At 46.9% G+C, this 12,923-nt stretch carries 16 protein-coding genes and 3 tRNA genes; 11 read left to right on the top strand and 8 right to left on the bottom strand.

The features are described 5' to 3' along the window. Window position 1: 1 nt before the first annotated feature. The 5 genes from astA (at window position 2) to speD (ending at window position 4,418) form a co-directional block, all read left to right on the top strand. Window positions 2-1,018 carry an arginine N-succinyltransferase gene (gene astA, locus PRUTH_RS13480; RefSeq protein ID WP_151173502.1) on the top strand — a complete coding sequence of 339 codons (1,017 nt, stop codon included), beginning with the start codon at window positions 2-4 and terminating at the stop codon, window positions 1,016-1,018. Window positions 1,019-1,028: 10 nt separating this feature from the next. After that, the gene (astD, locus tag PRUTH_RS13475) at window positions 1,029-2,498 is read left to right on the top strand and encodes a succinylglutamate-semialdehyde dehydrogenase (protein WP_151173501.1); all 1,470 of its coding nucleotides are present in this window, start codon (window positions 1,029-1,031) and stop codon (window positions 2,496-2,498) included. 157 nt (window positions 2,499-2,655) lie between these two features. Beyond that, on the top strand, window positions 2,656-3,006 hold the full coding sequence (locus PRUTH_RS13470) for a DUF3802 family protein (protein WP_022945591.1): 351 nt from the start codon (window positions 2,656-2,658) through the stop codon (window positions 3,004-3,006). Window positions 3,007-3,107: 101 nt separating this feature from the next. Next, window positions 3,108-3,515 carry an OsmC family protein gene (locus PRUTH_RS13465; protein WP_151173500.1) on the top strand — a complete coding sequence of 136 codons (408 nt, stop codon included), beginning with the start codon at window positions 3,108-3,110 and terminating at the stop codon, window positions 3,513-3,515. 96 nt (window positions 3,516-3,611) lie between these two features. After that, window positions 3,612-4,418 (top strand): adenosylmethionine decarboxylase, encoded by an 807-nt coding sequence (gene speD, locus PRUTH_RS13460; protein WP_022945593.1) that lies wholly within the window; start codon window positions 3,612-3,614, stop codon window positions 4,416-4,418. Window positions 4,419-4,425: 7 nt separating this feature from the next. Here the strand turns inward: speD and PRUTH_RS13455 are convergent, their stop codons facing one another. Further along, on the bottom strand, window positions 4,426-5,325 hold the full coding sequence (locus tag PRUTH_RS13455) for a phosphoribulokinase (protein WP_022945594.1): 900 nt from the start codon (window positions 5,323-5,325) through the stop codon (window positions 4,426-4,428). A gap of 126 nt (window positions 5,326-5,451) precedes the next feature. Between PRUTH_RS13455 and PRUTH_RS13450 the strand changes: the two genes are divergently transcribed. Then, window positions 5,452-6,336, top strand: a complete 885-nt coding sequence (locus tag PRUTH_RS13450) for a TolB-like translocation protein (protein WP_045979173.1) — start codon at window positions 5,452-5,454, stop codon at window positions 6,334-6,336. Here the strand turns inward: PRUTH_RS13450 and PRUTH_RS13445 are convergent. From PRUTH_RS13445 to PRUTH_RS13425, 5 genes are all read right to left on the bottom strand, one after another. Continuing rightward, on the bottom strand, window positions 6,333-7,007 hold the full coding sequence (locus tag PRUTH_RS13445; RefSeq protein WP_151173499.1) for a site-specific integrase: 675 nt from the start codon (window positions 7,005-7,007) through the stop codon (window positions 6,333-6,335). The two genes, PRUTH_RS13450 and PRUTH_RS13445, sit on opposite strands and share 4 nt — an antisense overlap. A 3-nt stretch (window positions 7,008-7,010) precedes the next feature. Further along, window positions 7,011-7,367, bottom strand: coding sequence for a DUF2750 domain-containing protein (locus tag PRUTH_RS13440; protein ID WP_022945597.1), 357 nt, complete (start codon window positions 7,365-7,367; stop codon window positions 7,011-7,013). Beyond that, window positions 7,367-7,948: a glutathione S-transferase family protein gene (locus PRUTH_RS13435; protein WP_151173498.1), complete on the bottom strand. Its 582-nt coding sequence runs from the start codon at window positions 7,946-7,948 to the stop codon at window positions 7,367-7,369. The genes PRUTH_RS13440 and PRUTH_RS13435 overlap by 1 nt, the downstream gene beginning before the upstream one ends. Before the next feature lie 88 nt (window positions 7,949-8,036). After that, window positions 8,037-8,318: a peptidylprolyl isomerase gene (locus PRUTH_RS13430; RefSeq protein WP_022945599.1), complete on the bottom strand. Its 282-nt coding sequence runs from the start codon at window positions 8,316-8,318 to the stop codon at window positions 8,037-8,039. Between the two features lie 105 nt (window positions 8,319-8,423). Beyond that, window positions 8,424-8,963 (bottom strand): glutathione peroxidase, encoded by a 540-nt coding sequence (locus tag PRUTH_RS13425; RefSeq protein ID WP_151173759.1) that lies wholly within the window; start codon window positions 8,961-8,963, stop codon window positions 8,424-8,426. A gap of 78 nt (window positions 8,964-9,041) precedes the next feature. Here PRUTH_RS13425 and PRUTH_RS13420 point away from each other — a divergent pair, with 78 nt between their 5' ends. Continuing rightward, on the top strand, window positions 9,042-9,530 hold the full coding sequence (locus tag PRUTH_RS13420) for a GNAT family N-acetyltransferase (RefSeq protein WP_022945601.1): 489 nt from the start codon (window positions 9,042-9,044) through the stop codon (window positions 9,528-9,530). On the opposite strand, the gene asd is transcribed toward PRUTH_RS13420, so the two are convergent. Further along, window positions 9,519-10,385 carry an archaetidylserine decarboxylase gene (asd, locus tag PRUTH_RS13415; protein WP_045979179.1) on the bottom strand — a complete coding sequence of 289 codons (867 nt, stop codon included), beginning with the start codon at window positions 10,383-10,385 and terminating at the stop codon, window positions 9,519-9,521. The genes PRUTH_RS13420 and asd overlap by 12 nt on opposite strands. A gap of 74 nt (window positions 10,386-10,459) precedes the next feature. Continuing rightward, window positions 10,460-11,518 (bottom strand): small ribosomal subunit biogenesis GTPase RsgA, encoded by a 1,059-nt coding sequence (gene rsgA / locus PRUTH_RS13410; RefSeq protein ID WP_151173497.1) that lies wholly within the window; start codon window positions 11,516-11,518, stop codon window positions 10,460-10,462. 144 nt (window positions 11,519-11,662) lie between these two features. Between rsgA and orn the strand changes: the two genes are divergently transcribed. The 4 genes from orn to PRUTH_RS13390 all read left to right on the top strand — a co-directional run bounded on the left by orn (window position 11,663) and on the right by PRUTH_RS13390 (window position 12,704). Beyond that, window positions 11,663-12,208, top strand: a complete 546-nt coding sequence (gene orn, locus PRUTH_RS13405) for an oligoribonuclease (RefSeq protein WP_151173496.1) — start codon at window positions 11,663-11,665, stop codon at window positions 12,206-12,208. Between the two features lie 132 nt (window positions 12,209-12,340). Beyond that, window positions 12,341-12,416 (top strand) — tRNA-Gly (locus tag PRUTH_RS13400). A 68-nt stretch (window positions 12,417-12,484) separates the two neighbouring features. Further along, window positions 12,485-12,560, top strand: a tRNA-Gly gene (locus PRUTH_RS13395). 68 nt (window positions 12,561-12,628) lie between these two features. Continuing rightward, window positions 12,629-12,704, top strand: a tRNA-Gly gene (locus PRUTH_RS13390). The last annotated feature ends 219 nt before the right edge of the window (window positions 12,705-12,923 follow it).

Genomic DNA, 12,923 nt, shown 5'->3' with positions numbered 1-12,923 from the left:
GATGATGATTCTTCGCCCAATCCAACAAGATGATTATCAGGATTTATTGATCATGGCCGAAGAGTCGGGCCATGGTTTTACATCCTTGCCGTTAAATGAAGAGTTGCTGCAGAATAAAATCGCACGCTCCGTACAGTCATTCGCGAAGCCGACTGAAAAGGCTGGAGACGAGGGCTATTTATTCGTATTGGAAGACAGTGAAACCGGTGAAATTGCGGGAACCTGTGGCATTGAAGCTGCAGTGGGCCTAGACGATGCATTTTACCACTACCATCTCAGCAAAGTGATTCATTCTTCACGCACTTTGGGAGTGTATAAAGCCGTTGATATTCTTACTTTATGTAATGACTATACCGGTGCAACAGAGCTGTGTACGCTGTTCTTGAAGGAAAAATACCGACAAAAATACAACGGCAAACTATTATCGAAGTCACGTATGCTGTTTATTAATCAGCACCGACAACGTTTTGCCGATACCGTTATTGCAGAAATGCGCGGCGTGTCTGATGAAAATGGCGATAGCCCATTTTGGCAGTGGTTAGAAGAGCACTTTTTCTCAATGGATTTTCCGACGGCTGATTACCTCACCGGCATTGGCCAGAAAGTATTCATCGCTGAGTTGATGCCAAAATATCCGATTTACGTCAACTTATTGAGTAAAGAAGCACAACAGGTGGTAGGGGAAGTGCACAGCAATACTCGCCCTGCCATTGAGTTGTTAAAAAGTGAAGGTTTCACTTTTAATGGTTATGTCGATATTTTCGATGCCGGACCGACGGTTGAAGCGAAAGTTGATAACATTCGTACTATTGCAAACAGCTCGTTACGTGAAGTGGTTATTGCAGATAACCCAGGTGAGCAAGCGGTATTAGTAGCGAACCAAGGCCTGCAAGACTATCGTGCTGTGGTTATTGAATGCGAATACAACGACGGCGAACAACATATCACACTAAGCCAAGCAACGGCGGATGCTTTAAAGATTAAAGCAGGCGAGCGCGTTAGCGTGGCAGCATTATAAGGAGCAAGCAATGTCTCATTTAGCTCAATTCATTAATGGTCAATGGACAGCAGGTGAAGGCCAGGCCTTCAATTCCATTAATCCAGCGAACAACGACGTGATTTGGCAAGCAAACAGTGCCACACCTCAGCAAGTTGATGCAGCGGTAAAGGCAGCGCGAGAAGCGTTTATTCCTTGGACAGATAAAACCATAGAGCAGCGCTTAGAGGTGGTTAAAGCCTTCGTTGAGCAACTTAAAGAAAACAGCGAAGCGCTGGCACTGATCATTGCTCAAGAAACCGGAAAACCATTGTGGGAAACGCGCACAGAAGCCGCCGCGATGATTGGCAAAGCAGGCATCTCAGAGCGTGCTTATCATGAGCGCACTGGCACAGTAGAAAACCCAATGCCAGTAGGTAAGGCTGTTATTCGCCACCGTGCACATGGCGTGGTTGCTGTATTTGGCCCATATAACTTCCCGGGTCACCTACCAAATGGGCATATCATCCCAGCGCTGTTAGCGGGTAACACGGTGATCTTTAAACCGTCAGAGCTGACCCCAGCAGTGGCGGAATTCACCTTAAAGTTATGGCAGCAAGCTGGATTACCACAAGGGGTGATTAACCTCGTTCAGGGTGAAGTTGAAACGGGTAAAGCCTTAGCTTCTCACCCAGGTATCGACGGTCTATTCTTCACTGGTTCATCGCGCACAGGTCACGTGTTACATGAGCAGTTCGCAGGTCAGCCAGGTAAAATCTTAGCGTTAGAAATGGGTGGTAATAACCCTCTCATTGTTAAGGATGTAAGCGATGAAAAAGCAGCAGTACATGATATTTTGCAATCAGCCTATATCTCTGCTGGACAGCGTTGTACGTGTGCCCGTAAGTTATTCTTGCCTGCGGGTGAGCAAGGCGATGCGATTCTTGCTCAGTTAATTACGGCGACTAAGAACATTAAAGTGGACGTCTATGACGCACCAGAACAGCCGTTCATGGGGTCCATGATTTCTGAAGCAGCGGCAAAGGGCCTGGTTGCGGCGCAGCAACAACTGGTTGAGCTCGGTGCAGAAGTGTTAGTAGAGCTTAAACATACAGCGGGCACGGGCTTTGTGACTCCTGGAATCTTGGAATGTAGCAATGTTAGTGAGTTCCCTGATGACGAGCATTTCGGACCACTTTTGAAAGTATTCCGTTACACGGAGTTTGATGACGCCATTAACAAAGCAAATGATACAGCTTATGGTTTATCTGCTGGCCTGTTAAGCGACAGTGAGCAAGACTATGAATACTTCTTGCGTCGCATTCGTGCCGGTATTGTTAACTGGAACCGCCCAATTACGGGCGCATCGAGCGCAGCACCTTTCGGTGGTATTGGTGCTTCAGGCAATCACCGTGCAAGTGCTTACTATGCAGCAGATTACTGTGCCTACCCAGTTGCTTCTGTGGAACTTGAGAAAGTAACGCTTCCTGAAAAGTTGAGCCCGGGACTGAGCCTCGACTAATAGCGACTTTATCTGGGTCATAAAAAAGCAGCTTCGGCTGCTTTTTTTAGTGCTAAGCAAGCACTTCAAAGTGGCTATAAAAGCATCGTAAGTCCTAGCTTTTCGGCTAAGTTTCTGCTTAAATCTAGAAAGATTTATAAGAAGTTAATGGTGTTTAATGGTTCTCGACAGACAAGGCTATGATGATCTCATCATGTACCTCACGCAAAACCTCTCGTTGTTTGAGAAGTCCGGTGAGGTCGCTCCTGATGCGCCGACGGTCATGGAGCTTATAGAAGATGTGATCGCCGAGCATGTAATGCTCATCTGTCAGCAGCACACCGAGCTCGATACCGAGCAGCGCAGTCAAATCGTACGTGAAGTCGACGGCATTGTGTACGACCTTCAAGAAGTTCTCAGTAGTGTCACTAATCAACCTGTAACCAAAGAGCAGCGCGAGTTTATTGACGAGTTTGCCGGGTTGATTAAAAATTTATTTGATAACGCCGTCGCTCGCGTATCGGCCTAAGCCGTCGCTTTTGCATACCAAGGGCAAGCATCGTTTAAACTTTGCATTGCCGGTAGCCTCATTTACAATCGCTGTAAACTTATTACCAATAAGAGGTTTACATGCAAGCGAAAGTAAAATGGGTAGAGGGTGATACCTTCATAGGCACATCTGACTCTGGCCACAATGTAGTATTCGATACTGGCAGTGATAGCCATGCCCCTTCACCGATGGAAATGGTTCTTATGTCAGCTGGAGCTTGTTCTTCGGTCGATGTGGTGAGCATTCTAAAGAAAGCTCGACAGCAAGTGAGTGACGTACAAGTTCAGCTCAGTGCCGAGCGCGCGCCATCAGCCCCAAAAGTGTTCACTAAGCTTAACCTACATTTTATTGTAAGTGGCAAAGAGGTCAGTGAGAAGCATGTTGAGCGCGCTGTTTCACTGTCTGCGGAAAAGTATTGCTCGGTGGCATTGATGCTGGAAAAATCAGTGCAACTCACGCATAGTTTTGAAGTACAAGAAATCGCTTAAAAAGTGCTTTTTCAAGGGGCCAAATTGGGCTAAAATCCGCGCTCTTTTATGGCCCCGATGCGGCTTTTAGCGACTAGGTTTTAAGGTTGGTTTATAGTGAACAAACCCTTCGATAAAATTAAACTTCATGGTTTCAATAACTTAACCAAAAGTTTAAGCTTCAGCATATACGATATCTGCTATGCCAAAACAGAGCAGCAGCGTAAAGAGTACATTGAGTACATTGACGAGCAATACAGTGCTGACCGCCTCACTGATATTTTAGGTGAAGTCGTAGACATAATCGGCGCCAATATTCTTAACGTGGCGCGTCAGGATTATGACCCACAGGGCGCGAGTGTGACTATCTTGGTTTCTGAAGAGCCAGTGCATGAACAAAGCTTTGATAGCGAGGAAACACCAGGCCCGTTACCGGACTCTGTCGTGGCGCACTTGGATAAAAGCCATATATGTGTACACACTTATCCGGAAGCTCATCCTCATGATGGGATTTGCACTTTTAGGGCCGATATTGAAGTATCGACCTGTGGCGTGATCTCGCCATTAAAAGCGCTCAACTTCTTGATCCATTCGTTAGAATCCGATGTTGTGACCATAGACTATCGCGTCCGAGGCTTTACTCGCGACGTTAATGGTGTGAAGCATTATATCGACCATGCCATTAATTCTATCCAAAATTACATGACAGAGGATACCAAAGAGCTCTATCAGATGATGGATGTGAATGTGTATCAAGAAAACTTGTTTCACACCAAAATGATGCTTAAAGAGACAGACCTGAATACCTATTTATTCGGCGTTACCACCGATGAGTTAGAGCAACAAGAGACTGAAGAAATCCGCACGCGTCTTAACCGTGAGATTCAAGAAATCTTTTACGGTCGTAACCTGCCTGACGCGTAGCGATAACTCAGATAGGCAAATCCACCGGCGCTAAATGTTCAAGGGCCCGCTTTTTCACTAGCAGGTCCTTGATCAGGGGCGTTAACAGTAACTCCATGGCCAAGCCCATTTTGCCACCAGGAACGACCAGCGTGTTCATACGTGACATAAAGCTTCCTTCAATCATTTGCAGAAAATAAGGAAAGTCGACATCGTCTATGCCGCGAAAACGGATCACCACAAAACTCTCATCTAAAGATGGAATATCTTTAGCGCTAAAGGGGTTAGAGGTATCTACCGTTGGTACTCGCTGAAAATTGATATGGGTGCGGGAAAACTGCGGGGTGATGTGGTTAATGTAATCATCCATGCTGCGAATAATCGACCCCATAACCGCTTCGCGAGAATGACCGCGCTCCGATGTGTCTCGGATCAGCTTTTGGATCCACTCTAAGTTAATGATTGGCACCATGCCAATGAGTAAATCCACATGCTTGGCAACGTCGTAGTCTTCATCAGCAACCCCACCGTGCAAGCCTTCGTAGAACATCAGATCTGTGCCTTGCTCAAGTTCTTGCCAAGGGGTGAATGTGCCTGGTAACTGATTATAGGGAACGGCTTCGTCAAAGGTGTGAAGGTAGCGACGGACCTTACCATTACCGGTCTCGCCGTAATTGGCAAACAGCGACTCTAGCGCCTCAAAGTCATTGGCCTCACGACCAAAGTAGCTAATATGGCGTCCTTGTTGCTCCGCTTCACGAATCTTCTTGTCCATTTCTGGGCGGGTATAGCGATGAAAGCTATCACCCTCAATAAACGCGGCATTTATGTCTAGTGCACGGAAAATGTGCTTGATTGCATTGGTTGTTGTGGTTGTGCCTGCGCCTGAAGAGCCAGTAATTGCCACAATAGGGTGTTTCGCCGACATAAGATTAACCGTTTGTTAATTAGAATACCCTTTATAAAGGTGCAGTGCAGTGAAATCAAGCCTAGTTACTTGCGAGACGGTGAATTCACGTTAGTATAGGGAGATTGCCAATAACAATAAAAAATTATGCGTAAATTCAAAAATCTACTGCTTGGTAGTGCCGCTCTTATCGTCACTGCCTCGGCGCCAGCTTGGGCGTTAGATAGCCAAGTATTGCTTTTGCGGGAACATTCGCAAGGTATTGATGTTTCCGCCATCAGTGATAAAGCAGGGTACAGCAATCAACCTTGGCTTACCGCCAAGGGGGTGTATTACACCCAAGCGGTGACTCAAGCACAGCAATCACAAACAGATATCTTCTTTTATGACTTTGCCACCAACAACCGAGTGAACGTTACACAAAGCAAAAACAGTAGTGAGTATTCACCAACGATGATGCTTGATGGCGATGCAATCTCTGCCGTGGTAGTCGAACCGAATGCAGCACAAAAGTTATGGCGTTTTCCGTTAGATGGCACGGCGCCGCAGCGAATTTTCGACAACGGCATGACCATAGGTTATCACGCTTGGGGGCCGCAAGGCGTGATGGTTTTTGCCTTAGGCGAGCCACATAGCATTCATTATTTGCCTCTTAAAGACCCCAAAAAGGGCAAGCACATCGTTGATAACCCTGGTCGCACACTGAGCTATAACTCGGCACTGCGGGTTTACACTTATACCTTTGAGGAACAAGGGCAGAGTTGGTTCGCCACCTATGCAGTTGATGATGATGTATCGAGCAAAGCCTTTCGCCTACCACAAGGTGTCCAAGATTACACCTGGTTTGACGCGCAGACGGTGATTTATGCAAATCAAAATCGATTATATAAGAAACAGTTGGGTAATGCTCAGCCAGCGCAGCTATGGCACGACTTAAGCGCCCATTGCCAAGGTACCATTACACGCGTGAGCTACCTAGCTACAGAGAAGACCTTGGCATGGGTATGTAATGCCAAAGCTAAAGAGAGCTAATGGCGATTGCAAAAGCGTTGCCAGTGGGTGTGGGCATTCACTACGCGCACCCCTCGGACTATCTTTTGCAATAAGCGCATATCGGCGAATTCTCGTTGTGGGTATTCCTTGAGGCCGAGCAGATAACAAAACCCAGCTTTACTGCCTAACTGCATGGCACTAATACGGACCTGCTGCTCGAAGTTTAAACGTAAACTACTCAAAGCGGTTTTATGGCCGTGCTGATCCACGGTGGGCAGAGCACATTTTTGTAGGTAGCCAGCGCGCTCTCCCTCGCCGGAAAACCAAATCCGTGCCTTTTCACTGTAACGACCAGATTTTGCAGGTAAATCAAACAGTAAGCGCTGATGTCCATGAACTGTCAACCATTGCACATATTCATGTAACCCACAGGAGAATAAGTGTGGATGGATGGGGATCTTACGTGCTTTGATTTTGCCATGAGTATGCACATGCAAGTAAGCGGTGCCAGTGCCTAAATACACATCTTCCAAAGTGAGGCTGCCAAGTTCATCACTAAAGCCGCCGGTATAATAGGCCAGCAGAGGCAGCCAGAAATGCCAATGCTTGGCTTGCTCGCGTGGTTGTTTTTCGTCGCCGTACACATACCCTGAAAACAGGGTGTGTAATTCCATAGCAGAAAATGGCCGCCGTCCTAGATGGGTTTTCACAGCTTAGTCGGTCAGTGCATTCACTAATGATTGGGCACTTAACTCACTGCAAGCACCTTCAGCCCAATTAACACCTACCCACACGCCATCATCATGCAAAGCGGGAGCTAATTCATCAAAATACTCACTAAGCGATATATCAATGGCTGTGTAGTCTTGCCACTCATTTACGCATTGTTGCTGTGCCAGCGCTTCGCTGTGCCACAGTAGCAGCACATCTTTGTTATCATCGTATGCCGAGGTCACACTGGCTACACCGCCGTCTGGGGCGCTCAATAGCCATAATGTTTGCTGTTCACGGACCTGCTCACAAAAGCTATCAAGTTGTGATTCTATTTCTATATCGTTGCTATTATTCATTATTCGGCCTTTCTTGGATCGGTTTGTTGGGCCAGTTGTTCACGGCTGTACTGTTGCCAAAACGCATGTAATTGCGAATAAACGCTGAAATCGGTGAGTTGACGAAATGCCAACCAATCTAACAGGCAAAATAGGCTGGTTAGTACATAAGCATGCTTTATTTTACCACTGCTAAGTAATTCTTCTAACATCCCTAAGCATTGGCTAATGCGCTGATGTTGGAGGTTAAAAAATAACGTATCTTGTGTGGTGTCAAACCCTGAACGCTGGCATAAAAGCAGCTCAACACCGGAATCATTAGCCGCGTTGATAGTTGTTAGTTGGTTACGCTCATCCCAATGTAATGGTTTGAGCTGATGGGCTTGGCTTAAGTATTCAAAAATTACAGTGGAGTCATAGATACTCTGCTGCCCGTCGACCAATACTGGAATTTTCGCTACCGGTGTGTGTTGTAATAGCAGTTTTCGCCCTGCAGGGGAGAAAATATCTATATGTTGGTAAGGAACATCAAGTGTGTGCTGGGCGCACCAAATACGCAGGCGGCGTACGTAGGGGGAGGTATCAGAGCCATACAATTGCATTGTAAAACCTGCCTTGTGAGCAACAATCTCAATAACTGAGCTCCAAAATAGCAGGCTTTACAAGCAATGCAATAGAAATTTGGCGAGCTTAATCGCTACGGCTAGTCACTTCGAGTAAATGATAACCAAACTGCGTTTGTACTGGACCTTGTACTTGGTTTAACGGGGCTGAAAACACCACTTTATCAAACTCTGGAACCATCATGCCTGGGCCAAACTCTCCAAGCGCTCCGCCGTCTTGTGAGCTCGGACACATGGAGTGTTGTTTTGCCAGTTCTGCGAAATCTTCTCCCTGTTCAATCTTATCTTTTAAATCTAGGCACAGGGCCTCGTTATCCACCAATATATGACGCGCACTTGCCAAAGCCATAAGTTACTCCATTTGTTAATATCATGATTCTGTTAGGCCCTTCGCCGTGGGTGAGCCGGACCTTTTTTACTGCCATTAAGTTTAGACAAACATAATGATTTGTCATTATAGCGCTTGCTCAACAGCTTGGGTAAGCGTTTCTGACATTGGTTTTGTGCGGCTGTTAAAGCGTTGCACCTGCTGTCTATCCTTTGACACTAAGTGCTTGTAAAAATTCCAATTTGGAGAGCTGGTTTGCTCGTTCAAAAATTGAAATACCGGATGAGCATCGTCGCCCCTCACCGGCGTGGGTGCGAGCATAGTGAAGGTCACACCATAATTGATGTAGCACACTTCAGCAGTGTCTTTTTCGTCATCTTCCTCTTGGAAAAAATCGTCAGATGGAAACCCTAACACCACCAAGCCTTGATCTTTGTACTTTTGATGCAGCTGCTCAAGCTCTTTGAACTGCGGTGTAAAACCACAGTTGCTGGCCGTATTAACAATAAGCAAAGGCTTATCTTTAAATTGGCAAAGATTAATGCTTTGCTCTGAGCGTAGCTTACGCACTTCAACATCGGTGAAATCGCCACATTCGCTGGCTTCGACTGTAGAGCTAAGCAGCAATAACGCAGCGCTTAGGGTGCTGAGAGTGAATCGGATCATGACCGTCGCCTTTTCATTGTTTGTCTCGCAGAGTACGATACTATCAATGTAAATGATCATTTTTAGCAACCATTATTTATGTTTGAAACCGCTGAATTAAGTGATTTACCTCGTATCGTAGATATTTACAACCAGACTATCGCCAGTCGCATGGTGACCGCAGACACTGAGCCGGTCACTGTTGAAGAGCGTCGCTCGTGGTTTCTAGGTCATACGCCTGAGCGGCCCATTTTCGTTTACAAACAAGGTGAGCGAGTTGTGGGTTGGTTGAGTTTCAAATCTTTTTATGGCCGTCCCGCTTACGACGGCACCGTAGAGGTTGCCATTTATTTATGTGAATCGGTAAGAGGACAGGGGTTGGGGCGAAAAGCGCTTAACTTCGTTGAAACTCATGCCCATACACTGGCAATTGAGAACCTCTTAGCTTTTATATTTAGTCATAATAAACCCAGTATCGGGCTTTTTACCTCGGCGGGGTTTTCGGTGTGGGGGCAACTGCCAGATGTAGCGAGAATGGATGGTCAATTATACAGCTTGACCATCCTTGGTAAGTCGCTAGTCGCGTAGTTTTGCAAACGCTGTGCCCATGCGCGTGGTGGCCTCGGGAACTTGATCGTCAAGAAAGTCAGCCTGATTAGCTCCCCACGCTAGAATGACAGTGGAGCCAAGCTTGAAGCGCCCCATTTCCTCACCTTTTTTCAGCTTCACTGCGCGGTTTCCTTCGCTTGGGTAATCCCAGCTGAATACGTCTTTACCTGCTGGTGGCGTGACTGTCCCAGCCCACACAGTTTCGATGCTGGCAACAATGGTGGCACCTACCAGTACCATCGCCAGCGGGCCAATGTCTGTATCAAATATCGCCACTACGCGCTCGTTGCGAGCAAATAAGTTGGGCACGTTTTGCGCCGTTAATGGATTTACAGAGAATAAATCGCCAGGTACATAGATCATCCGTTTTAACGTGCCGTCTACTGGCATGTGAATACGGTGGTAATCTTTCGGTGCGAGGTAAATAGTAGCGAACTTCCCGCCTAAAAAGGGCTCGGCATCGGCTTGGTTGCCGCCAAGTAACGTCTGCACACTATAATGATGGCCTTTGGCTTGCAGTAATTGACCCTCATTAATATCACCAAGTTGGCTAATGGCCCCATCAACTGGGTGAGCGATAATATTGTCATCTTCGCAAAGCGGACGGATACCGGCTTTGAGCGGGCGAGTGAAAAACTCGTTAAAGCTTTGGTAGTGACTTGGGTCCTCGTGCTGCGCTTCGCTCATATCAATTTTATATTGCTTGATAAAAAGCTTAATGAGTGAGGTGGTAAGCTTACCCGCCTTTGCTGCGGCTAATTTTCCAACTAAGCGTGATACGCCGTGTTTTGGTAGCGCATATTGAAAAGCGATTTTTACTTTGTCTAAATTCACTGTGTAGATTCCACTGTAATTTGTTAAATGGTAACGAAACCAAAGAGTAAAGGCCAGTTACCGGCCTTTGAGTGCTACACTCGTGGATTACGAGCGCCAGCACGGCCATCGGCCATTGATTCTATTATGCGGTGATAGTTCTCAAAGCGAAAATCGGCAATTTCGCCTTGTTCTACAGCCTCTCGCAGTAGACAGCCCGGATCATCTAAATGTTTACAATCACGGAACTTACAGCCGCCCAAATATTGACGAAATTCTTTAAAGCACCAAGCGACGCGCTCGGGCTCTAAATGCCATAGGCCAAATTCGCGGATCCCTGGGGAATCGATTAAGTTGCCGCCACTGGGGAGGTGATGTAAACGAGACACGGTTGTGGTGTGTTGACCTAACCCGCTATTACTCGATACGGTCTTGGTAAGGATATCGGCATCAGGCAACAAGGCATTGACTAAGCTTGATTTGCCAACCCCGCTTTGGCCAACAAAGATGCTGTTGTTATCCGCCAACATTGCCTTTAGTGTATCCATGCCTTCACCGCTTTCGCTACTGACCATCATCACCTGATAGCCTAAATGAGCGTACTCAGCGAGATAATCGGCAAATAGCTCACGGTCTTCATCGTCGAGTAAGTCCACTTTATTCAAAAGCAGCACAGGGGGAATACCCATGTCCTCACACGCGACGATATAACGGTCGATTATTTGTGTGCTAAATTCCGGCACCACCGCAGAGACCATCAGAATTTGATCGACATTGGCAGCCACCACTTTGACACCATCGTAAAAATCAGGGCGGGTTAGTTGCGAATGTCGCTCTTCAACTAACTCAACTACTCCGGCGATATCGCCTTCACTGACTTTTGCGCGGCGGAACATCACTTTGTCACCACAGACCAAGCTGGATATCGTGCGGCGAATATTACAGCGTAATACTTCGGCATCTGCTGTTTCCACATCGGCATGCTGACCGAAGCGGCTGACAACGAGAGCCGGTTCAGCCGTGCCTAAATTCTGGCTATCAAGTTCCAGCTCAGCTACTTTGCTGGCATCGGACTTTACCCGCTGTAAGCGTTTCTGGTGATTAGCGCGTATACGTCGCGCTTGCCCTTTCGACAATTTCTGTTTTTTGGCCACGGAATCTCTTTCGTTCATGCCCATCTTGGCACTGTCCTATTTGGAGTAAATAAGGACGGTGTAAAAAAGGCTTTAGGTCTGCGTATGAAGCTAATATGATATAACTAATCGCAGCAAACCGAAAGAGAAGCAGGGCGCACGACTATGGCTGTAAGCAAAACAAACCTGGTCTGGTTAGACTTGGAAATGACCGGCTTGAATCCCGATCACGACCGCATTATGGAAATTGCCACCATTGTTACCGACAGCGAGTTAAACATCCTCGCCCAGGGCCCAGTGATTGCTATTCACCAAAGCGACGAGTTACTCAACAATATGGACGCGTGGTGTACTAACCAGCATGGTAAATCGGGACTGACTAAACGCTGCCAACAAAGCGAGGTTAGTGAGCATCAAGCCATGGTTGAAACATTGGCGTTTTTAGAGCAGTGGGTCCCTGCAGGCGCATCGCCTTTATGTGGGAACTCCATTGGTCAAGACCGTCGCTTTCTAGTGCGTTACATGCCTGAGCTCGATAATTTCTTCCATTACCGCAACATCGATGTCAGTACCATTAAAGAGTTGGCTCGACGTTGGCAGCCTGAGGTATTAGATAAAGTTGAGAAAAAGGGCTCGCACTTAGCATTGGACGATATCAAAGACTCAATTATGGAATTGCAGGTTTATCGTACAGAAGTGTTCAAAATTTAAAAAAACCGCAAAAAAGGGCTTGCAAAGACAAGGTATTCTTGTAAAATCCTGCCCCGCTTAAGACGAACACCCCCGCATTAGTCGGTGTGCTTAAATTAAGCGCTATGTAGCAGTCTCGCTGTTACATATGAAGCGGCACTAGCTCAGCTGGTAGAGCGCAACCTTGCCAAGGTTGAGGTCACGAGTTCGAACCTCGTGTGCCGCTCCAAACTTTTACTGTTGTTGCTAACAGTTTGCAGCCCAAGCTCAGCTGCACAATCCAGAGCAAACAATGAAGCGGCACTAGCTCAGCTGGTAGAGCGCAACCTTGCCAAGGTTGAGGTCACGAGTTCGAACCTCGTGTGCCGCTCCAAACTTTTACTGTTGTTACTAACAGTTTGCAGCCCAAGCTCAGCTGTGCAACCCCGAGCAAACAATGAAGCGGCACTAGCTCAGCTGGTAGAGCGCAACCTTGCCAAGGTTGAGGTCACGAGTTCGAACCTCGTGTGCCGCTCCAATTCACTGAACACACTCAAAACTCAGTTTTTATTCCCACATGTATCGCGTATAAAGCACGCAGCCAAGCTGGCATTGTTGATGTATTAAAGATCTCCCCCGCAGTGGCTATGGCTGCATGTATTTTGGTGCTCTTTTGTGCTGATCCTCGTGATGGCGGTTTCCTATTCTGGCTGGCTCGACTAAGCTTTATCTCAGGTTCGTTCAAAAGGTAAAGAAG

It is taken from the genome of Pseudoalteromonas ruthenica, assembly GCF_008808095.1.
GTDB classification, from domain to species: Bacteria; Pseudomonadota; Gammaproteobacteria; order Enterobacterales; family Alteromonadaceae; genus Pseudoalteromonas; species Pseudoalteromonas ruthenica.
The sequence above is the reverse complement of the archived record's forward strand: the minus strand, read 5'-3'. Positions and strand labels throughout refer to the sequence as shown.

Excerpts from the sequence above, each read along its gene's own strand:
- PRUTH_RS13470 (WP_022945591.1), top strand. The coding sequence starts at position 2,656 with ATGGTTCTCGACAGACAAGGCTATGATGATCTCATCATGTACCTCACG.
- PRUTH_RS13455 (WP_022945594.1), bottom strand. The coding sequence starts at position 5,325 with ATGTCGGCGAAACACCCTATTGTGGCAATTACTGGCTCTTCAGGCGCA.
- PRUTH_RS13450 (WP_045979173.1), top strand. The coding sequence starts at position 5,452 with ATGCGTAAATTCAAAAATCTACTGCTTGGTAGTGCCGCTCTTATCGTC.
- PRUTH_RS13465 (WP_151173500.1), top strand. The coding sequence starts at position 3,108 with ATGCAAGCGAAAGTAAAATGGGTAGAGGGTGATACCTTCATAGGCACA.
- PRUTH_RS13435 (WP_151173498.1), bottom strand. The coding sequence starts at position 7,948 with ATGCAATTGTATGGCTCTGATACCTCCCCCTACGTACGCCGCCTGCGT.
- astA (WP_151173502.1), top strand. The coding sequence starts at position 2 with ATGATGATTCTTCGCCCAATCCAACAAGATGATTATCAGGATTTATTG.
- PRUTH_RS13440 (WP_022945597.1), bottom strand. The coding sequence starts at position 7,367 with ATGAATAATAGCAACGATATAGAAATAGAATCACAACTTGATAGCTTT.
- orn (WP_151173496.1), top strand. The coding sequence starts at position 11,663 with ATGGCTGTAAGCAAAACAAACCTGGTCTGGTTAGACTTGGAAATGACC.
- PRUTH_RS13420 (WP_022945601.1), top strand. The coding sequence starts at position 9,042 with ATGTTTGAAACCGCTGAATTAAGTGATTTACCTCGTATCGTAGATATT.
- PRUTH_RS13430 (WP_022945599.1), bottom strand. The coding sequence starts at position 8,318 with ATGGCTTTGGCAAGTGCGCGTCATATATTGGTGGATAACGAGGCCCTG.
- astD (WP_151173501.1), top strand. The coding sequence starts at position 1,029 with ATGTCTCATTTAGCTCAATTCATTAATGGTCAATGGACAGCAGGTGAA.
- PRUTH_RS13425 (WP_151173759.1), bottom strand. The coding sequence starts at position 8,963 with ATGATCCGATTCACTCTCAGCACCCTAAGCGCTGCGTTATTGCTGCTT.